This is a genomic window from Burkholderia sp. Ed8 (genome assembly GCF_040761425.1).
Classification (GTDB): Bacteria; Pseudomonadota; Gammaproteobacteria; order Burkholderiales; family Burkholderiaceae; genus Burkholderia; species Burkholderia seminalis.
The window spans coordinates 526,359-545,630 of the sequence record NZ_CP142886.1; the positions used below are offsets into that span (position 1 = coordinate 526,359).

A 19,272-nucleotide genomic window follows, 5' to 3' on the forward strand; every position below is an offset into this window, starting at 1 on the left:
ATAGCGAATCAGGCAACTTTTTAAAAAAAATACTATAAATCAATAATTTACAGTGCATTCCGACCGAAAACCCGGTTGCGGCGCACCTCCCTCGCTTTCGCCTGGAACGTCTGCCAGGCCGCCCCTCTGAGTGGAGCTTCGCCGTTATTGAACAGAACATTGCGGACGGTGCTGTCGCTGACACTTTGGGACAACCTCGCCCGAGCCCTCCTCGCGACGCGCCGGGCCAGCTCAGCACGGGAGAGATTGGGAGTTTCAGACGCTACCTGCAAGGCGATCTCGCTAAACAGTTGGTGTTTTTGCTGCGTCTCAGCACGAGGGCCGGTCTGTTGCCCGTATCCAGCGCCGCGACTCTGCCGTTCAACCCTAGCCTGATGACGGGACAGTTCGTAGAGCCCTTGAGGCATCCCCCAGGAAGAAGCCTCTGCCCATCGGAGAAAAGCAGTCACCCGTATGGGCATGTTGCCCCCCAGCGATTCGTTCGCTAACCAGCCACCTCGCATAGCATGTCGAACTGCCTCGATCCGGCGCTGATACTCCTCCTCATGGACGCCATAGCAGGGGACCTCGCCAGCCATACAAACGAGTTCGGCCGCTGCAATAGCAGACTTGGGATCAATGCCCAGCGACAGCAGGACTAGCTCACGAGGCCCGGACCAAAAACAGTCAAACCACTCTTCGAATCGCGCCGGGTAGATTTCCGCCAGATTCCAGACGTCATCTTCGATCGCAGACGTCGACGTGGCGTCGCAGTCTTGATTGATCTTGCCCGGCGACTCAATCTCGGTCGCGGAAGGCGCTCGACACAGCACGATGCCAGCTACGTCGGCAGCCTGATTAGAAAAAAAGGAAGTGGGGAAATCGTCCACGTCATGAACCCTCGAAATCGTTGCGATCAGCCATACACCGGCCTGACGATTTGGACACGTCATTGACGGACATAGCCATGAAACGAGCAAGGGGAACAGAACACCACCAGGGCCGGTACATAGCCGGCGGCTCGTGCTTCCAGATCCCAGGCCAAGCAAGATGATGGGAATCAGCGCATCTACTCTACGCCTTCCCATACTTCTTTGCTTATTGCGGCCCCATTTTTCTCCGTAAGTGCCCCTACGGCCCTCGTCATATGCTGCGTTTGGCGATTACCAGGCAACGTGCTTGTGCATCTAGCTTCGTGCCGGGACGAACTCGTCAAGACACCCCGGTGCCCCCTTGATTGCGTGCGCAGGTTGCATTTCGCCGATCACGACGTTACTTTTGCATCGGGCAGACGTAATTTCTGTCCGTTTTTTGTCCAACTGCGGTGGGCAAAACCCTCAAAATCAGGGCATTTTCGAGTCACGGCGTCAGACAGTGAATCGGGCCAAGACCCTTGCACAACAAGCGTCTCCTGGGAAGCGCTGACCGCCGTGCAGGTCGGGCTGCTGACCGTCTACGACATGTGCAAGGCGGTGGATCGCGGGATGGTGATCACGGAGGTGAGCGTGCGCGAGAAGCGCGGCGGGAAGTCGGGGGACTGGAAGGCGGGAGACGCGGCGGAGTGAGCGCCCGGGCGCCGCCTGCCCGTTATTGCGAGATAAAACCGTTTATCTCATACAATTACCGGATTCCGCACGAGAGAGCGTGCGAACCAGCACAACAAAAGCGAGCACTGGTGATGAATTCGCAAGCGTTAAGAAGCGCCTTGTTGGCCGGACCGGTCCAGCATGAGCGCCTGGTCAAATTGGATACTCCGCTCGGCCCCGACGTCCTGCTGCCGCATCGCGTCACGGGGCGATCACGGCTCGGACGCCATTTCGAGTTCACCGTCGATACCGTGTCGGTATCCGATAACCTCGAACTCAAGAAACTGATCGCGCAGCCGGTGACGCTGTGGATCCAGCAGACCGATCGGTCGTACGCGCCGCACAACGGCTACGTGCATGCGGCGCGCCGACTCGGCTCGGACAGCGGCGTCACGCACTATCAGATCGCCTTTGCGTCGTTCCTCCACTTCCTGAAGTTCCGCCGCGACCAGCGCATCTGGCAGAACCGCTCGGCGGACGACATCATCGCCGACGTGCTGAACCAGCACCCGCAGGCCAAAGGCCGCTTCACGTTCAAGCTCTACCAGCCGCTGCCGTCTCGCTCGTTCTGCATGCAACACGAGGACGACTGGAATTTCGTGCATCGCCTGATGGAATCGGAAGGCCTGTACGGTTTCTGGGAACAGGACAAGGACGGCAAGTCGCACCGGCTCGTCATCGTCGATCGCATCGACGCGTTGCCCGCGCTGTCGCCGCGAACCGTGCGCTTTCATCACGCGGGCATGGGCGACGAAGCCGACACGCTCGTCCAGTTCACCGGTACGCGCACGCTGCGAAGCGTCGCGCGCACCACGCGCACGTTCGACTACAAGCAGCCGCCCACCGCGTCGAATCCGAAAGCCACCCATACGCCGACGATCGCCAACCAGGGAGATTTGCCGCCGCAGCTCGAAGTCTACGAATATACGGGTGCCTACACGTATCCCGAGCAGTCACGCGGCGACCATCTGTCGAAGATCTGGATGGAAGAGCAGGAATCGCACGCCAAGCGCTTTCACGGTGTCGGCGGCGTGCGGCGCATGGACGCGGGACGTACGTTCGAGTTCACCGAACACCCCGAACACGACAAGGACGACGCCGGCCAACGCGAATTCGCCGTAATCGAGACGGCGTGGGTCATCGTCAACAACCTGCCTGTCGCGGACGGAAGCGCCCATGCCACATTCCCGCATAGCTTGCGGGCCGAAGTCGACGGCATCACGCAGGCACGCGCCGGCGACGCATCGCGCGTTCGCCATTCCGACGGCAGCGAGGGCTTTTTCCAGGTCAGCGTCGAAGTACAGCGCACGACCATCCCGTTCCGCAGCCCGCTCGAGCATGCGAAACCGCCGATGCAGCTGCAATCGGCGATCGTCGTCGCGCCGCAAGGCGAGGAAGTCCACACCGACGAGCTCAACCGGGTCAAGGTCCGCTTCCACTGGGACCGCCTAAACGACGGCGACGAGCGAGCGTCGTGCTGGCTGCGCGCCGCGACGGCGGACTCGGGCAACGGTTACGGCGCCGTCCACCCGCACCGCGCCGGCGAGGAAGTGCTGGTCGATTTCCTCGGCGGCGACTGCGATCGCCCGATCGTCGTCGGCAAGCTGTACAACGGCGCGACGAGCCCGCAGTGGCACAGCAACGGCATCTTGTCCGGATACCGGTCGAAGGAATACGCGGGTGCCGGCTACAACCAGCTGGTGCTCGACGATGCGACCTCGCAGAACCGCGCGCACCTGTACAGCAGCCAGACCAACGCGCATCTGCATCTCGGCTACCTGATCGACCACACGGGCAACAACCGCGGCAGTTATCTCGGCAGCGGCTTCGACCTGCGCTCGGACGCATTTGGTGCGGTTCGTGCGAACCGCGGCCTGTACGTCACGACGTATCCGAAACCGCCGGCGAGCCAGCCACTCGACGTCCAGGAGACGCAGCAGCAGCTCGTCAGGGCGGAAGGCCTGATGGAGGCCATGTCGGAAGTCAGCGCGCAGCATCAGGGCGAGTCGCTCGACCCCGGCCACTCGGCGCTCAAGCAGTTCACCGACGCGACGCAGAACAGCGTGAGCGGCGGCACGTCGGGCGGCCGAACCGCCGGCGGCGGGACCGGCAGCGCCAATGCGTTCAAGGAGCCCGTGATGCTGTTCGGCAGCCCAGCCGGCATCGGGATGTCCACGCAGCAGTCCGCGCAACTTGCCGCGGACCAGCACATCAACCTCGTCAGCGGGCAAAGCACGCACGTCGCCGCCGGGAAATCGCTGATCGCGAGTGTCCTCGACCGTATCAGTCTGTTCGCGCAGAACGCGGGGATCAAGCTGTTCGCCGGCAAGGGCAAGGTCGAAGTGCAGGCGCAGGCAGACAACATCGAGCTGACCGCGCAGAAGGCGCTGAAGTTGATCGCCGTCACGCAATCGATCGAAGGCGCCGCGGCAAAGGAGATCCTACTGACGTCCGGCGGCGCCTACATCCGCATCGCGGACGGCAACATCGAGGTGCACGCGCCCGGCACGATCGACATCAAGGGCGCGCAGCATGCGTTCAGCGGCTCCACGCACCTGTCGCAAACGATGCCGACGCTGCCGAACTCGTCCGGCAACTACGACCAGGCCTTCATCGCGCACTGGGCCGGCACCGACATTCCGGTCGCGAACACGCGGTACCAGATGTTCTCGAACGGCAAGCTGCTCTCGGAAGGCGTCACCAACGCGGCAGGCGAAACCGGGCTCACGCAGAGCCACGTGCCGCATGACGTCGTCGTCAAGTTTCTAGGGAAATCGAATGGCTGACGGACAACAGGAGAAGGTGCTCGGCACCGGTGCGGGGATGCTAACCCCGACGGGATATCAGGATCGGCCGAAGGTGCAGATCAACATCTGCGACAAGCACGTAACGCCGGCGGCCGATTCCATTATCGGAACCTGTCCATACTACTACCGGCCACTGCATGGCGAGTACTGGGAAACGGTCGAAAAGGTCAGCAAATCGAGTATCTGGGCGACCGTCAAGAAATTCGCCACGTCATGGGATCCGTGGAAAGACACGAAAGTTGCCCGTGAGTTGCTGCATCGGCGGGAGAATCTGATAGAAGCCGCAAGCACTGATTCCGACTGGTCACGCCACGGTAATTTCATGATGCGTCATATCGGGTGCGGACATAAGCCGCCGGGATACTATGTCAGCTATGGTTACTACTACTGCTCGAATTACGGTAAATACCTGCTTCCAGAGTTGAGCGACAAAGGCAAGGCATGGCTGGCAAGCGCACGCTGGTTCCTGCAGCACTATCTGGAACAGGGTTTGCAGCAGAACATGCGTGGCGACACCATTTCCATCAGGGGCAAGAAGCCGAACAGCGGCGCCTGCGTGATGAACGTGCCGCAGTACACGCTCGAACTGGACGACGAAACGTTCAAGACATACGCGTTCAAGACCCATCCTCTCGCCTATCTCGACGGTGGTCTGGCCGGGCTCGGGCCTGTCGATATGTTCTATATCCTGAAGCAACCCAACACTCAGGAATGGGGGGATGTCAGAACGCTCTACCAAGCATTCGACAGTGGTGTCGGCGTGGGCAAACAATACGTCGACAATACCGTGGAATACGCGAAAAAAGCAGGTGATGCGGTCAACGAACATGTCATCGACCCTGTTGCACAGGCAATCGAAAAACTGATGCCGAAATGAAATGACGAGAAAACTCCTGAAGCTGTCGCTGGGTGCGGCAGTCGCGCTCATTGTATTGATTGTCGGGTACTCATATATGTCGAATGACTGGCAGGTCGTTTCCAACACTTTCATGAAGAACAGCAAGCCCTATGGCGGGGGCGACTTCGCGATATCGGGAAACGAGGCGATCACGCTGAAGATCAGCGATCCTGAAATCACCTTCAAGCCATACGCCGAATGGAAGGACAAGGAAAAGGCCGAGCCGACCGAAGCCTGGATGAACGACAGCCGTGAAACGCTGAACCGGACGTCGGTCGAATTCTGGCGGGGCCCGGTAAACGGTGACATGACGCGCCATTTCAACCAGGCAGGCCAGAACGCCGCCTGGTGGCACGCGAAGGATTGGACGGTCGAATTCATCAGCACCGGCTGGATGGACTACAAGTCCCCTCAGCCTGCCGACGGCCTGACGCCGCAAGTGACCAAGCTCTGGAAGTCATCCAACGGCGGACGCGACTGGGTGCAGCTCGCGTGGCCAGAAGACCGGAACATCGGTCGCCTGTTGTTTCTCGATCCGCAGCGCGGCTATGCGATCGGCTGGGGCCCGCACGTGTGGCGCACGTCCGACGGCGGTCAATCGTGGCGGGAAGTCGAACTGCCGCCGGGCGCCGCGGAGGCCGGCAAACCTCGCCGCACATTTGACGGCATCGACCTCGGCCCGGACGGTACCTTGCGCGTGGCATACCACGTCGAGAAATCCGCGCACGCTTTCGCCGGAAGCGTCGTCTATCGGCTCGGTTGGGAGCAATCCGCGTTCGCCCTGGATGCCGTTTTGCCTGAACAGGTGATCGTCAACCTGTCCTCGTCACCGGTCGCGTCGAATCGCTATGCGCTCTACGCCCTGTCGCGCCTCGGTGAACCGCTCAATTCCGGCAATCCCGCCGACAAAGGACAACGCGTCGGTGCCATTTCCACCTGGACGAACAGTGCACCCGAGCAGGTTCAGCAGTTGCATACGTTTGACGACAAGCTGACGCTCGATAGCCTGAGCGTCGGCCGGGACGGATTGCTGCTCGTCTACGCAACCGACTCCAGCCGCAACGGCACACCGCTCGATCTCACGTTCGTCAGCAGCGACGCGGGAAAGACCTGGAGCTCGAGCACGGAGAAACCGACTCAGGGAGGATATTTCAACGCCCAAACGAACACGCTGTATTCGCTGGTCGCCTATACGCTCAAGAAGCGGCAGTTCTGACCGTCCCGATGCGGTTACCGCGGGGCCCCCGTCGCGATTCGGGCGTCGGCTCCGCGGCCGGCTGGGGCCCCGCATATGGCGGGCTTCGGACGGCGGAAACACGTGGCAAGCGATCGATCCGCCGGCCGACGCGCACGTCGGCAGCGGAACGCGTCAGAATTTCAATGCAATCAGCCTCGGCCCGGACGGTGCTCTGCGGATCGCCTACCCTGTCGCACAGACTGCCGAAGCACCGGCTCACAGCTCGGTCGACCGGCTCGACTGGGGGCAGCACGCATTCGTGACGGATACCGTGATGCCAGGCCAGGTCATCACAGCGCCCGGCACCACGCCGAAGGGATCACGTCATTCAGTGTACGCGCTGTCGCATCTCGACGAGCCGCAAAACGGCAAGGGGCACGACAATGGCCACCGGACGGGCGCCATTTCCACGTGGACGACCGACCATCCCAAGGTCGTGCAGCAACTGCGCACGTTCGACGAGAAGCTCACGCTCGCCAGTATGAGCATCGGTCGCAACGGCCTCCTGCTCGTCCACGCAACCGATCCGAACTCCGGAAGCGGCGGTACCGGCGGCGGCGCACCAATCGACCTGACGTTCAGCAGCACCGACGCCGGCAAGACTTGGAATAAAACGACCGACAAGTCCGCACAGGGCGGCTACTTCGACGCACAGACCAACACGCTGTACTGGCTGCACGGATTCACGCTGAAGAAGCGGACCTTCTGATCGCGTGCTGGAGGCGTTGCCGGCCGGTCTGCGCCGATACGGCGAGCCGGCCCGCTACGGCTCGCCCGAGATGCTGCGCACACGAACCGCGAGCGCTCGGCACCCCTACCGCGTATATCGACTTTCGATAGCCACGCACAACCGGTGCAGCCGCCGACGCACGACGTGCACTGCCCGCGCTTCACTGGCCGCGTGACGGCTCGAACACGAACGGTTGGGTCAGCAGGAACGGATTCGCGGTCGCGCCCGTCTGCACGCAGGTCGCGTGCGTCATCGCGTCGACGGCCGCGCGATCGGCCGCCGCGTTGCGGCTGCTCGTCGTCACGGTGACGTTCTGCGCTTCGCCGGACGTCGTCATCAGCGCGCGCACGAGCACGGTCGCTGGGCGGGTGAGCGGCTTCGCGGTATCCGGATAGACGGCGCGCGGGATGTGACAGGTCAGCTTGCTTTCCTGCGACGACGACAGCATCGCGCAACCGGACAACAGCATTGCGACGGCGGGCAGGATCAGGTAGGTCGAGCGAATAGCCATGGTCGAATATCGTTCTGGGTATTGTTCCGTTCCGGACGAACGCGCCATCCCGCGCAAGCGTGCCCCGGGCCGCATCACGTGCGTCACACTGCGCCGCGGCCAGCGGACCGGCGCCCCGTTACGGCCGCGCGGCCGACGATGCTCGGCCGCGATCCTGTCTGGCGGCGCTCCCGGATGACCGGGATGCTGCCTGTCTTCCCGCCGGCCAACCCCGACGGCCGCGGGCACGCGAGCGCTTCCGCGCATTGTGCACGCGCCGCCCGGTCAACGGCGGCAATTTGACAATGGTTGACGCGAATCGGCGCGCATGCAGCCGGAATCCACACGATTCGCGACGTAATCGACATGCGGCGGGCTTCGCCCCGTTCGTCCCGTTTCCCCGGGCCGCCCCGCCCGATGCCCGCCGCCGCTGCATCACACTGCGGCACGCGCCGGCGTGCGCGGCGCACCTCAATCCGAATCGTTGTCGTCCGAATCGTCGGCCGCATCGGCCGGCACTTCCCCGTACTTCGCGACGACGGCCGCCTTGAACGTCTTCAGCGCCGGCTGCTGGTCGCAAAGCTTGTACAACAGCGCCAGTTGCTGCGGCCAGTCCTTCAGTTCCTTCGCGAACACGTGCAGGCGTGCGACGGTATCGAGCGCGTCGGCTTCGCGGCCCGCCAGCGCCTGCAGCGCCGCGTAGCGACGCAGCACCGTCTCGCCGGGCAGCAGCGCGATCGCGCGCTCGTGCGCCGCGAGCTTGGCCGGCAGGTCATCCGCCGAAATCGGCAGCAGCGTGGCCGCACCGTACTCGCCCCACGCGCCGAACAGCCGCGACGGCGCCTCGCGGTACTGCGCGGCCGGATCGCTGCCGTAATAGAGCACTTCCGCGCGCTGGTAGTCGCGCAGCACGGGTACCGCCGCCAGCACGCCGCCGAACGACAGCACCGCGAACAGCCCGAACGCGACGCGGCCCGGCAGGATACGCAACGGCTTCACGTCGAGCAGCCCGATCACGAACATCGCCGGCAGCAGGAAGAACATGTACTGCTGCGGATACTCGACCAGCGCGTGCATCAACAGGATGCCGATCAGCGCGAAGCCGAATACGCGCATGCTCGACTGCGGCGCGCGCACCGCCCGCACGAACCACGCCACGAGCGTGACGACGAGGATGCCGAGGCCAACGAGGCCGGACTTCGCGAGCAGGTCGATGAAGATGTCGTGCGAGTTGTTCGCGATCTCCACGCCGCCGAGCGTGCGCACGAGCGCGAACTGATGCGACGGGAATTCGCCCCAGCCGACGCCGAGCAGCGGATGCTCGCGGAACATCGCAAGCCCGTACTTCCACAGCGCGAGGCGCGGCGCGATCTGCCCCGCGTCGCGCATGCGGTCGGCCGCCGATTCCGCGAGATTCAGGTGATAGTGCACGTTCGCCCAGCGCACCGCGACGTTCACCGCGATGAACGCGACCGCGAGCACGACCGGGATCAGCCACGCTCGCGCATTGCCCGGCGCGCGGCGCGATTCGAGCCACGCCATCCAGAAGCCCGCGACGACCATCACCGCGACCTGCAGCCACGGCCCGCGCGACACCGTCAGCGCGAGGCCGACCGACAGCACCAGCGACAGCGCGAGCCATGCCCACACCGCGAGCCGGCGCGTCTGCACGAGGTACAGCGCACCCGCGAGCGCGAACGCGATGTAGCTGGCCAGGTGGTTCGCCTGCGCCATGTTGCCGTACGGACGGCGGTCGACCGCGATGTTGTACATCACGACGAACGGCGAAACGGACGATTCGAGGTGAAACAGCTGCACGATCTGGGTGCCGACCGCGAACACGCCGCCGACGATCAACGCGCCGGCCATCATCCGCGACACCGCTTCGGCCAGCCCGTCGCGAGCGAGCGCATACCCGGCCTGCATCGCGACCAGCGCGGCCGCGAGGTAGCCGACCGCCAGCCAGTTCATCGACGGCACCTTGAGCGGGATCAGCGCGGTCTGCGCGATCAGCACGGCGGCAAACCCGAGCGGCACGACGAACGCGGCCGGCGCGGCAAACGGCTCGGCCGGCCGGTCGGTGCGCGTGAGCAGCACGACGGACAGCCCCACCAGCAGATACAGCACCAGCGCGGAAAACTCGGAATAGAAGGTCGGGATCGGATACGTGTGATTCGTGATCGCGTACGGCACGATCAGGGCGACAGCCAGCGCAACGAGCGACAACGAACGGGAAAAAGTAGAAGGCATGAGCGAACCGGATGTCAGCAACCGGCGCACTATACAAAACTTTCCCCCTCTGTGCGGGGCCGTCGCGCCGCAGCCGGGCGCGAAACGACGCCCCCGGCCGGCCGAAGCGGCGGCCCGCGCGCCGTACGCGCCGCCGACCGCCGCCTCCGGCGCTATGCGCGGCACTCCGCGGGCGCGAATTTCGCGGGCAGCGTCGCGGTGGCGCTCGGCAACGGCCCGGCCCCCGGCGCCGGCAGCGACGACGCGTCCTTGCCGGCGGCGAAGCACTCCCACGCAATCGCACCGGCCTGCATCGCACCCTTTTTAAGCGCCACGCGCGCGGTGGGCGCATCGGCCTTGTCGGGTACGGACGGCACGAGCACCAGCGTATTCGCGCCGGCCGCGGCGACGCGGGGGGTGAACGCGACGGTGATCTGGCCGGTGTTGCCGTCGATGGCCACCGATTCGACGTTGCGGGTCGCGGCCGGCGGGCCGTAGCCGCCATCGAGGCTCGCGCCGCTCGCCGCGTTGTCGGCCACCGCGAGCCGAGCGGACGACGCAAGCGCAAGCCCCTCGCCGACCCGGGAACGCGCGAGGTAATCCTGATACGCGGGAATCGCATAGGCCGCGACGACGCCGACGATCGCCAGCACGATCATCAATTCGATCAGCGTGAAGCCGGCCGGCCGCCAGCGCGGCGCGGGCCGGTTCGCGCGCCGCAGATCTGCGGCCACGCGACGGAACAGGGAAACGGAAAAGGCTTCGAACATGGCAGGCTCCGGAAACGAAAAACGCCTGCCGATCAAGGCAGGCGTTTCGATCGTAGCCAGCGGGCCGTGAAGCCGGCAGTCGGCCGGACGGCCAGTCAGCGCGCGTGCGGCGCGCCGTGGCGCTTCCTGAGTGCGTAACCGATCGCCACGACGAACAGCGCGCCCGCGATGCTCGCGCCGTAGAGCACCGGCTGTGTATCCAGCACCGCCCAGCGGTCGCCGACCGGGTCGTTGACGATCAACCCGCCCGCGATCCAGCCGAGCAGCCCGGCGCCGAACGCCACGACGATCGGGAAACGGTCGAGCAGCTTCAGCACCAGCGTGCTGCCCCACACGATGATCGGCACGCTGACGACGAGCCCGAAGATCACCAGCGCGATCCGGTGCGACGGATCGGCCTGTTCGGCCGCGCCGGCGATCGCGATCACGTTGTCGAGGCTCATCACCGCATCGGCGATCACGATCGTCTTCACGGCGTCCCACAGCCGGCTGGCCGGCTTGATGTCGTCGTGCGCGTCGGCGGCCGGCGCCATCAGCTTGATGCCGATCCACAGCAGCAGCAGCCCGCCGCCGAGCTTCAGGAACGGCACGTCGAGCAGCGCGACCGCGAAGGTGATCAGCGCGACGCGCAGCAGGATCGCGCCGGCGGTACCCCAGACGACGCCGCGCAACCGCTGGTTGGCCGGCAAGTTGCGGCAGGCGAGCGCGATCACGACCGCGTTGTCGCCGCCGAGGAGGATGTCGATGACGATGATCTGGAGAATGGCGCCCCAGTGCAGCGATGTCAGGAATTCGAGCATGGCGGTGAGGACAGGACAGCGGCCGCGTCGCAGGCGGCCCGGTTCATCGCCGGCACATGCGCGACGCATGCCCGGTGCTTACGAATTCATTGCGCGAGCATAACAAAAAACGCCGGCAAAGCCGGCGTTTTCTGCAGGACGAACCCCGGGGAAATATTACAGCGCCTTCTTCAGCAGACGGCCCATTTCCGACGGGTTGCGCGTGACGGTGATGCCGCACGCTTCCATGATTTCCAGCTTCGCTTCGGCCGTATCCGCACCGCCCGAGATCAGCGCGCCGGCGTGGCCCATGCGCTTGCCCGGAGGCGCCGTGACGCCCGCGATGAAGCCGACGACCGGCTTCTTCATGTTGTCCTTGATCCACTCCGCCGCATTGGCTTCGTCCGGACCGCCGATTTCGCCGATCATCACGACCGCATCCGTGTCCGGATCGTCGTTGAACATCTTCATCACATCGATGTGCTTCAGACCGTTGATCGGGTCGCCGCCGATACCGACCGCCGACGACTGGCCGAGGCCCAGTGCCGTCAGCTGCGCGACCGCTTCATACGTCAGCGTGCCCGAACGCGACACGACGCCGATGCGGCCCTTGCGGTGGATGTGGCCCGGCATGATGCCGATCTTCAGTTCGTCCGGCGTGATCGTGCCCGGGCAGTTCGGCCCGAGCAGCAGCGTCTTGCGGCCTTCGCGACGCATGCGGTCCTTCACTTCGATCATGTCGCGCACGGGGATGCCTTCCGTGATGCAGATCGCGAGATCGAGGTCGGCTTCGACCGCTTCCCAGATCGCGGCCGCCGCGCCTGCCGGCGGAACGTAGATGACCGACACGGTCGCGCCGGTTTCCGCCTTCGCTTCCTTGACGCTCGCGTAGATCGGAATGCCTTCGAAGTCTTCGCCGGCCTTCTTCGGGTTCACGCCCGCGACGAATGCTTCGCGGCCGTTTGCGTATTCACGGCAGGCGCGCGTATGGAACTGACCGGTTTTGCCGGTAATGCCCTGCGTGATGACCTTCGTGTCCTTGTTGATCAGAATCGACATGTATTTTGACCTCTGTTCGATGGGCGTCGCGTGCAAACCGCGCCGCCCTACGTGTTCATTAGCGCGTGCTTACTTGCCTGCGGCAGCCGCGACGACCTTCTGCGCAGCCTCTTCCATGCTGTCGGCCGAGATGATCGGCAGGCCCGAATCGGCCAGCATCTTCTTGCCGAGGTCTTCGTTCGTGCCCTTCATGCGCACGACGAGCGGCACGTTCAGGTTCACGGCCTTCGAACCGGCGATCACGCCTTCCGCGATCACGTCGCAGCGCATGATGCCGCCGAAGATGTTCACGAGGATCGCCTTCAGGTCCGGGTTCTTCAGCATCAGCTTGAACGCTTCCGTGACCTTCTCGGTCGTCGCGCCACCGCCGACGTCCAGGAAGTTCGCCGGCTCGCCGCCGAACAGCTTGATGGTGTCCATCGTCGCCATCGCGAGGCCTGCGCCGTTCACGAGGCAGCCGATGTTGCCGTCGAGCGAGATGTACGCGAGGTCGAACTTCGACGCTTCGATTTCAGCCGGATCTTCTTCGTCCAGATCGCGGTAAGCGACGATTTCCGGGTGGCGGAACAGCGCGTTCGAGTCGAAGTTGAACTTCGCGTCGAGTGCGGTGACCTTGCCGTCGCCGGAGACGTTCAGCGGGTTGATTTCAGCCAGCGATGCGTCGGTTTCCCAGAATGCCTTGTACAGGCCTTGCAGGATCGCGCGCGCTTGCGGGATCGAAGCAGCCGGCACGCCGATCTTCGCGGCGAGATCGTCGGCCTGGGCGTCGAGCAGGCCCGTCGACGGCTCGACGATGACCTTGTGGATCAGTTCCGGGTGCTTCTCGGCAACTTCCTCGATGTCCATGCCGCCTTCGCTCGAACCCATCAGCACGATCTTTTGCGAGATGCGGTCGACGACGAGGCTGACATACAGTTCCTGCTTGATGTCGGCGCCTTCCTCGATCATCAGACGGTTGACCTTCTGGCCTTCCGGACCGGTCTGGTGCGTGACGAGCTGCATGCCGAGGATCTGGTTCGCGTATTCGCGCACCTGCTCGATCGACTTCGCCACCTTCACGCCGCCGCCCTTGCCGCGGCCACCCGCGTGGATCTGAGCCTTCACGACCCATACCGGGCCGCCGAGCTCTTCCGCCACCTTGACGGCTTCGTCAACCGAGAACGCCGGCTTGCCGCGCGGTACCGCGACTCCGAATTTCCGCAGGATTTCCTTACCCTGGTACTCGTGAATCTTCATGCGTGATTCCCTTCAGTCTGAGAGTTGGATGAAAAGTCGCTTAAGACGCTTCTTCGAATGATTTCCGTTCATTCCTTCGTGCTGCCGTCACCGGGCATATCCGGCCGAATCGGGCCGTACCAGCGCGGGTAGTACTGCCGCACGACCTCGCCGTCGAACCGCAGCGCACGGCAGCGGCCGAGCTGGAACGGCGGTTCGGCGGGCGCGCCGTCGTGATCCGGCCCTTCGCCGCCCTCCTCGCGCACGTTCCACACGTCACCGGCGAACGCCTGGATCGCCGCCGTCGGCAGCACGGCGCACAGTTCGGTGAGATGGGAGCAGCCTGCGACGCCGGCGAGCAGCCGGTTCGCGTTGCGGCGGAAATTGCGGAAGAGATTGAGCCCGATGAGGGCCCGGTAGGCAGGCGGGGCGGATTGACAGTGACCGGGATACGGCACCCATTCCGAAGACGCTTCGGCGTCGACGACATTGAGTTCACGATCGATAGTCACGCGCAGCCAGAGTTCGTGGATCGGCAGGCCTTGGGGCCGGATGCCCGACGCAAGCGCGACATCGCGCGGCTTGTGGTCGGTCAGGCAGGCTTCGATGTCCCACAAGCCGTCGCCGCGCTCGTAAGCTTCCGCTCGGATTGCGCGTCGATGTCGCAACTGACGGGGCACGGGCTCGGATAGCGGCATGCTGGAGGTTGAGGCCGAAGAGGAAAACCCATGGATTTTAGCATATTGGGTATTTGAGACAGTTTGACGCGACGGCGGGTATTCCCGCCTGTCCGGAGGCGGTTGCATTGCAGCAAAATCGCGCGCCACGCGCGCGACCGGCCGGTCAGTCGTCGATCGGGAAATCGTCGCCGACCTTCAGCAACTTCACGATGGTCGCGCTCGAGAAGCCGCGCGCGGCAAGAAAGCGGGCCTGCTTCGCACGCTCGGCCGGCGTTTGCGGCAGTGCACCGAATTTCTTGCGCCAGACGGCCTGCGCACGGGCCCATTCGGTCTCGCGCAACTGCGCGTTCACTTCCTCGACGAGCGTGTCGCCGACTGCGTGACGCTTCAGCTCGCTGACGATGCGCGCGACGCCGACGCGCGATGCGCGGCGATGCACGAGGCTCTCGGCGAAGCGCGCATCGGACAACCAGCCGTCCTTTTCCAGCGCATCGAGCACCGGCTCGACGGATTCTTCTTCGCCGACGTAAGGCGCGAGCTTGCGCGCGAGTTCCACGCGACTGTATTCACGCCTCGACAAATAGCCGAGCGCACGGCCCTTCAATGAACGTGGCGGTTTCGACGACTTGCGTTCGGCGGTCCCGGGCGTGTCGCCGGATGAAGTACCGGAAGACGCACCGGACGCACGGCGCGTGCGGCGCGGATGCTGGCTGCTGCGGGTATAGACGTCTTCCCGTGCCGGCGCCGACGCATCGGCTGCGCGATCGCCCGGGAAGCGGACACCGGACACGCGACGGCGTGACCGGTCGTGCGCGTCGAACGATTCGTCGTCGTCGAACGGATCGTCGGGCGCGGCAATCTCAAACGAAACGAGGGCATCGCCGGATGCCCTCGTCACGGTGCGGTTCGCGGCATCGCTGCCCGCGGCCCGCCGGTCGGCGCCCGAGGATCCGGCTCGCCGGCCGGAGCGACCCGCCGCTTCGGGCGCGTCGCTCTCCGCCGGCTCGCCAGCCTGACCTCGGCGCGCAACCATCACTCTTCTTCGTCCACCGCCTCGGCTTCGTTGCCGACTACGCCATCGGGCATGCTGGCGACACCGAGCGATTCACGGATGCGGTTCTCGATCTCGCGTGCGATTTCCGGATTTTCACGCAGGAATTCACGCGCGTTGTCCTTGCCCTGGCCGATCTTCTCGCCGTTGTAGCTGTACCAGGCGCCCGCCTTGTCGACGATCTTCGCCTGCACGCCGAGATCGATGATCTCGCCCTGGCGCGAAATGCCTTCGCCATACAGGATGTCGAAAATCGCTTCGCGGAACGGCGGCGACACCTTGTTCTTGACGACCTTCACGCGGGTTTCGTTGCCGATCACCTCGTCGTTCTTCTTGATCGAGCCGATCCGGCGGATGTCGAGACGCACTGACGCATAGAACTTCAGCGCGTTGCCGCCCGTCGTGGTTTCCGGGTTGCCGAACATCACGCCGATCTTCATCCGGATCTGGTTGATGAAGATCACGAGGCAGTTCGTGCGCTTGATCGTGCCGGTCAGCTTGCGCAACGCCTGCGACATCAGGCGGGCCTGCAGACCCGGCAGCGAATCGCCCATCTCGCCTTCGATTTCGGCCTTCGGCACAAGCGCCGCGACCGAGTCGATGACGATCATGTCGATCGAGCCCGAGCGCACCAGCGCGTCGGTGATTTCGAGCGCCTGCTCGCCGGTGTCCGGCTGCGAGATCAGCAGTTCCGGCACGTTCACGCCGAGCTTCGACGCGTATTGGACGTCGAGCGCGTGCTCGGCGTCGATGAACGCCGCGGTGCCGCCCAGCTTCTGCAGTTCGGCGATGACCTGCAGCGTGAGCGTGGTTTTACCCGACGATTCCGGACCGTAGATCTCGACCACCCGGCCGCGCGGCAGGCCGCCGACGCCCAGCGCGATGTCGAGACCCAGCGAGCCCGTGGAGACGACCTGGATGTCCTCGGCCGCTTCGCCGTCGCCCATCCGCATGATCGACCCCTTGCCGAACTGCTTCTCGATCTGCGCGAGTGCGGCCGCCAGCGCCTTGCTCTTCTCGGCGGTCATCCCGGAGCCCTTCTTGCTATCTTCCATGAATCGTCCTTTGCTATGATGAGCAGCGTCTGTTAAAGGCGCGCCCGCTTTCAAGCGCCGCCCACGAATGCAGACACTGTATAAAAAAACAGTAGTTTATGCAAGCCCGCAATGCGGGGCGTTGTACACGAATAACTCCGGAGACAGCCGCGTCGGCGCGAACGCCTCGCCGGCCATCGGTCAGCAACATGCGAATCCTCATCGCCGAAGATGACAGCATACTCGCGGACGGCCTCACCCGGTCACTCCGCCAATCGGGCTATGCGGTCGATCACGTGAAGAGCGGCGTCGATGCCGACACCGCGCTGTCGATGCAGACTTTCGACCTGCTGATCCTCGATCTCGGACTCCCGAAAATGTCCGGGCTCGAAGTGCTCAAGCGCCTGCGCGCGCGCAACTCCAACCTCCCCGTGCTGATCCTGACGGCCGCCGACAGCGTCGACGAACGCGTGAAGGGGCTCGACCTCGGCGCCGACGACTACATGGCCAAGCCGTTCGCGCTCAACGAGCTCGAGGCGCGCGTGCGCGCGCTGACCCGGCGCGGCGCGGGCGGCGGCCCGACCGTCGTGCGCCACGGCTCGCTCGCGTTCGACCAGGTCGGCCGCATCGCGTACGCGAACGATCACGTGCTCGATCTCTCCGCGCGCGAACTCGGCCTGCTCGAAGTGCTGCTGCAGCGGATCGGCCGGCTCGTGTCGAAGGAGCAGCTGGTCGATCACCTGTGCGAATGGGGCGAGGAAGTCAGCAACAACGCGATCGAAGTCTACGTGCACCGGCTGCGCAAGAAGATCGAACCGAGCGGCGTGCGGATCTCGACCGTGCGCGGCCTCGGCTATTGCCTCGAGAAGGCCGCGCCCGCCGCGCCGGCCGATACGGCAGCGCCTCAGCCCGCGACGGCCGGCACGCCGCTGCGCTGACGGCGGGCGGCGCCGCGATGGCCACGCCGGCCCATTCCCGCCATCCGACCGGCGCGCCGTCGTCGGCCGCCGACGAGGCGCGCGACGCGCGCTACGAGAACCCGTTCGCGCCGCCCGACGAAACCGAATCGCCCGAGGCGCCGCGCCCGCGCTCGCTGTTCGGCGAGATCCTCGACTGGATGCTCGCGCCGCTGCTGCTGCTGTGGCCGATGAGCATCGCCGTCACCTACCTCGTCGCGAAGACGATCGCGAACGGCCCGTTCGACCGTGCGCTCGAAACCAACGCGTACGTGCTCGCCCGGCAGATTCATCCGGTCAACGGCGTCGCCGAGCTGACGCTGCCGGAGCAGACGCGCGACTTCCTGCGCGCGGACAACGTCGACAGCGTTTACTTCCAGGTGCTCGGCACGCGCGGCGAACTGGTCGCCGGTGAAGCCGACATGCCGCTGCCGCGCGACGAGGACCGCCCGCCGCCCGGCGTCGTCGTGTTTCGCGACGACCTGCTGCGCGGCAACGACGTACGCGTCGCCTATACGACGGTCGCCCTGCCGCAATCGAGCGGCGCGCAGCCCGTGCTCGTGCAGGTCGGCGAGACGCTCGACAAGCGCAACGCGCTCGCGAACGACATCATCAAGGGCGTGATCCTGCCGCAGTTCGTGATCCTGCCGCTCGCGATCCTGCTCGTGTGGTTCGGGCTGTCGCGCGGGCTCGCGCCGCTCAACGCGCTGCAGGCGCACATCCGCGCGCGGCGGCCCGACGACCTGTCGCCCGTCGAGGCGCAGCGCGCGCCGCCCGAGATCGAACCGCTCGTCACGTCGTTCAACGACCTGCTCGCGCGCCTCGAACAGAACATGGCGCTGCAAAAGCGCTTCATCGCCGACGCCGCGCACCAGATGAAGACGCCGCTCGCGGGCCTGCGCACGCAGGCCGAGTTCGCGCTGCGCCACCCGGTCCCGCCCGACGTGCAGCGCTCGCTCGAACAGATCGCGACGAGTTCCGAGCAGGCCGCGCGGCTCGTCACGCAGCTGCTGGCGCTCGCGCGCGCCGAGAACCGCGCGAGCGGACTCACGTTCGAGCCGGTCGAGATCGCCGCGCTCGCGCGGCGCGCGGTGCGCGACTGGGTGCAGGCCGCACTCGCGAAGCGGATGGATCTCGGCTACGAAGGGCCGCCGGACGACGCGCCGCTCGACGTCGACGGCAATCCGGTCATGCTGCGCGAGATGCTCGGCAACCTGATCGACAACGCGATCCGCTACACGCCCGAAGGCGGCCGCATCACCGTACGCGTGCATGCCGACCCGGCGGCGCGGCTCGTGCATCTCGAAGTCGAGGATACGGGCCCCGGCATCCCGGCCGCCGAACGCGAACGCGTCGTCGAGCGCTTCTACCGGATCCTCGGCCGCGAAGGCGACGGCAGCGGCCTGGGGCTCGCGATCGTGCGCGAGATCGCCACCCAGCACGGCGGCACGCTGACGCTCGACGATCACGTCTACCAGCAGGCGCCGCGCCTGGCCGGCACGCTCGTGCGTGTCAGCCTGCCGCTGACCGGCACGGCCCCGGATTAACCCTGACGCGCGCCGCCGGCAGCCGGCGCAAATGCGTCGAAACCGGCGATTTACCGGACGATCGCACCACAATCGACGCGTGTAGCGGCCGATTCGGCACGGGTTAACGTGCAGTCGTTTTGTGCGCGCGAGTCAGTCCGCCGTAAGTTTCCGTGCCAATAATCGTCGTCAGGCCCGCCCCTCCCAAGGCGGCCGCATATCTATATCAAGGGACTTGGAGACGAT

Annotated in this window: 17 protein-coding genes; 7 read left to right on the forward strand and 10 right to left on the reverse strand. The window is 65.1% G+C overall.

Going from position 1 to position 19,272, the window contains the following annotated elements:
* Window positions 1–47 precede the first annotated feature (47 nt).
* A complete protein-coding gene (locus tag VXM69_RS16380; protein ID WP_367189909.1) occupies window positions 48–869 on the reverse strand; it encodes a hypothetical protein in 822 nt (273 codons plus the stop codon).
* Between the two features lie 351 nt (window positions 870–1,220).
* Between VXM69_RS16380 and VXM69_RS16385 the strand changes: the two genes are divergently transcribed.
* From VXM69_RS16385 to VXM69_RS16405, 5 genes are all read left to right on the forward strand, one after another.
* A complete protein-coding gene (locus tag VXM69_RS16385) occupies window positions 1,221–1,544 on the forward strand; it encodes a cyclic pyranopterin monophosphate synthase MoaC (protein ID WP_367189910.1) in 324 nt (107 codons plus the stop codon).
* A 113-nt stretch (window positions 1,545–1,657) separates the two neighbouring features.
* The gene (locus VXM69_RS16390; RefSeq protein ID WP_034189072.1) at window positions 1,658–4,351 is read left to right on the forward strand and encodes a type VI secretion system Vgr family protein; all 2,694 of its coding nucleotides are present in this window, start codon (window positions 1,658–1,660) and stop codon (window positions 4,349–4,351) included.
* On the forward strand, window positions 4,344–5,249 hold the full coding sequence (locus VXM69_RS16395; protein ID WP_034189071.1) for a hypothetical protein: 906 nt from the start codon (window positions 4,344–4,346) through the stop codon (window positions 5,247–5,249). Before VXM69_RS16390 ends, VXM69_RS16395 begins: the two co-directional genes overlap by 8 nt.
* Before the next feature lie 76 nt (window positions 5,250–5,325).
* Window positions 5,326–6,486 carry a hypothetical protein gene (locus VXM69_RS16400; RefSeq protein WP_034189109.1) on the forward strand — a complete coding sequence of 387 codons (1,161 nt, stop codon included), beginning with the start codon at window positions 5,326–5,328 and terminating at the stop codon, window positions 6,484–6,486.
* A 295-nt stretch (window positions 6,487–6,781) separates the two neighbouring features.
* Entirely contained in the window at window positions 6,782–7,216 is a 435-nt protein-coding gene (locus VXM69_RS16405; RefSeq protein ID WP_226194303.1) for a hypothetical protein, read from the forward strand.
* Window positions 7,217–7,397: 181 nt separating this feature from the next.
* Here VXM69_RS16405 and VXM69_RS16410 read toward each other — a convergent pair whose 3' ends face one another.
* The 9 genes from VXM69_RS16410 to recA form a co-directional block, all read right to left on the reverse strand.
* Window positions 7,398–7,748: a TonB family protein gene (locus VXM69_RS16410; RefSeq protein ID WP_034189070.1), complete on the reverse strand. Its 351-nt coding sequence runs from the start codon at window positions 7,746–7,748 to the stop codon at window positions 7,398–7,400.
* Window positions 7,749–8,198: 450 nt separating this feature from the next.
* Window positions 8,199–9,977, reverse strand: a complete 1,779-nt coding sequence (locus VXM69_RS16415; RefSeq protein ID WP_367189911.1) for a PglL family O-oligosaccharyltransferase — start codon at window positions 9,975–9,977, stop codon at window positions 8,199–8,201.
* A gap of 152 nt (window positions 9,978–10,129) precedes the next feature.
* Window positions 10,130–10,726 carry a pilin gene (locus tag VXM69_RS16420; RefSeq protein WP_034189068.1) on the reverse strand — a complete coding sequence of 199 codons (597 nt, stop codon included), beginning with the start codon at window positions 10,724–10,726 and terminating at the stop codon, window positions 10,130–10,132.
* Window positions 10,727–10,821: 95 nt separating this feature from the next.
* A complete protein-coding gene (locus tag VXM69_RS16425) occupies window positions 10,822–11,526 on the reverse strand; it encodes a TerC family protein (protein ID WP_034189067.1) in 705 nt (234 codons plus the stop codon).
* Window positions 11,527–11,682: 156 nt separating this feature from the next.
* Window positions 11,683–12,564, reverse strand: a complete 882-nt coding sequence (gene sucD / locus VXM69_RS16430) for a succinate--CoA ligase subunit alpha (protein WP_006477916.1) — start codon at window positions 12,562–12,564, stop codon at window positions 11,683–11,685.
* A 69-nt stretch (window positions 12,565–12,633) separates the two neighbouring features.
* On the reverse strand, window positions 12,634–13,800 hold the full coding sequence (sucC, locus tag VXM69_RS16435) for an ADP-forming succinate--CoA ligase subunit beta (protein ID WP_006477915.1): 1,167 nt from the start codon (window positions 13,798–13,800) through the stop codon (window positions 12,634–12,636).
* 68 nt (window positions 13,801–13,868) lie between these two features.
* A complete protein-coding gene (locus VXM69_RS16440) occupies window positions 13,869–14,477 on the reverse strand; it encodes a DUF2889 domain-containing protein (protein ID WP_034189066.1) in 609 nt (202 codons plus the stop codon).
* Window positions 14,478–14,622: 145 nt separating this feature from the next.
* Window positions 14,623–15,492, reverse strand: coding sequence for a recombination regulator RecX (gene recX / locus VXM69_RS16445; protein WP_301742371.1), 870 nt, complete (start codon window positions 15,490–15,492; stop codon window positions 14,623–14,625).
* Complete coding sequence (recA, locus tag VXM69_RS16450; protein ID WP_034189064.1) at window positions 15,492–16,565, reverse strand: recombinase RecA; 1,074 nt, start codon at window positions 16,563–16,565, stop codon at window positions 15,492–15,494. Before recA ends, recX begins: the two co-directional genes overlap by 1 nt.
* A gap of 188 nt (window positions 16,566–16,753) precedes the next feature.
* Here recA and VXM69_RS16455 point away from each other — a divergent pair, with 188 nt between their 5' ends.
* Both VXM69_RS16455 and VXM69_RS16460 read left to right on the forward strand, forming a co-directional pair.
* Window positions 16,754–17,482 (forward strand): response regulator transcription factor, encoded by a 729-nt coding sequence (locus VXM69_RS16455; protein WP_034189063.1) that lies wholly within the window; start codon window positions 16,754–16,756, stop codon window positions 17,480–17,482.
* Between the two features lie 17 nt (window positions 17,483–17,499).
* On the forward strand, window positions 17,500–19,047 hold the full coding sequence (locus VXM69_RS16460; RefSeq protein WP_034189062.1) for a sensor histidine kinase: 1,548 nt from the start codon (window positions 17,500–17,502) through the stop codon (window positions 19,045–19,047).
* Window positions 19,048–19,272 lie beyond the last annotated feature (225 nt).

Bases quoted from the DNA above. Each gene is read 5' to 3' on its own strand.
- VXM69_RS16425 (WP_034189067.1), bottom strand. From the start codon at position 11,526: ATGCTCGAATTCCTGACATCGCTGCACTGGGGCGCCATTCTCCAGATC.
- VXM69_RS16460 (WP_034189062.1), top strand. From the start codon at position 17,500: ATGGCCACGCCGGCCCATTCCCGCCATCCGACCGGCGCGCCGTCGTCG.
- sucD (WP_006477916.1), bottom strand. From the start codon at position 12,564: ATGTCGATTCTGATCAACAAGGACACGAAGGTCATCACGCAGGGCATT.
- VXM69_RS16405 (WP_226194303.1), top strand. From the start codon at position 6,782: ATGCCAGGCCAGGTCATCACAGCGCCCGGCACCACGCCGAAGGGATCA.
- VXM69_RS16410 (WP_034189070.1), bottom strand. From the start codon at position 7,748: ATGGCTATTCGCTCGACCTACCTGATCCTGCCCGCCGTCGCAATGCTG.
- VXM69_RS16400 (WP_034189109.1), top strand. From the start codon at position 5,326: ATGTCGAATGACTGGCAGGTCGTTTCCAACACTTTCATGAAGAACAGC.
- VXM69_RS16395 (WP_034189071.1), top strand. From the start codon at position 4,344: ATGGCTGACGGACAACAGGAGAAGGTGCTCGGCACCGGTGCGGGGATG.
- VXM69_RS16455 (WP_034189063.1), top strand. From the start codon at position 16,754: ATGCGAATCCTCATCGCCGAAGATGACAGCATACTCGCGGACGGCCTC.
- VXM69_RS16420 (WP_034189068.1), bottom strand. From the start codon at position 10,726: ATGTTCGAAGCCTTTTCCGTTTCCCTGTTCCGTCGCGTGGCCGCAGAT.
- VXM69_RS16390 (WP_034189072.1), top strand. From the start codon at position 1,658: ATGAATTCGCAAGCGTTAAGAAGCGCCTTGTTGGCCGGACCGGTCCAG.
- recA (WP_034189064.1), bottom strand. From the start codon at position 16,565: ATGGAAGATAGCAAGAAGGGCTCCGGGATGACCGCCGAGAAGAGCAAG.
- sucC (WP_006477915.1), bottom strand. From the start codon at position 13,800: ATGAAGATTCACGAGTACCAGGGTAAGGAAATCCTGCGGAAATTCGGA.
- recX (WP_301742371.1), bottom strand. From the start codon at position 15,492: ATGGTTGCGCGCCGAGGTCAGGCTGGCGAGCCGGCGGAGAGCGACGCG.
- VXM69_RS16440 (WP_034189066.1), bottom strand. From the start codon at position 14,477: ATGCCGCTATCCGAGCCCGTGCCCCGTCAGTTGCGACATCGACGCGCA.
- VXM69_RS16415 (WP_367189911.1), bottom strand. From the start codon at position 9,977: ATGCCTTCTACTTTTTCCCGTTCGTTGTCGCTCGTTGCGCTGGCTGTC.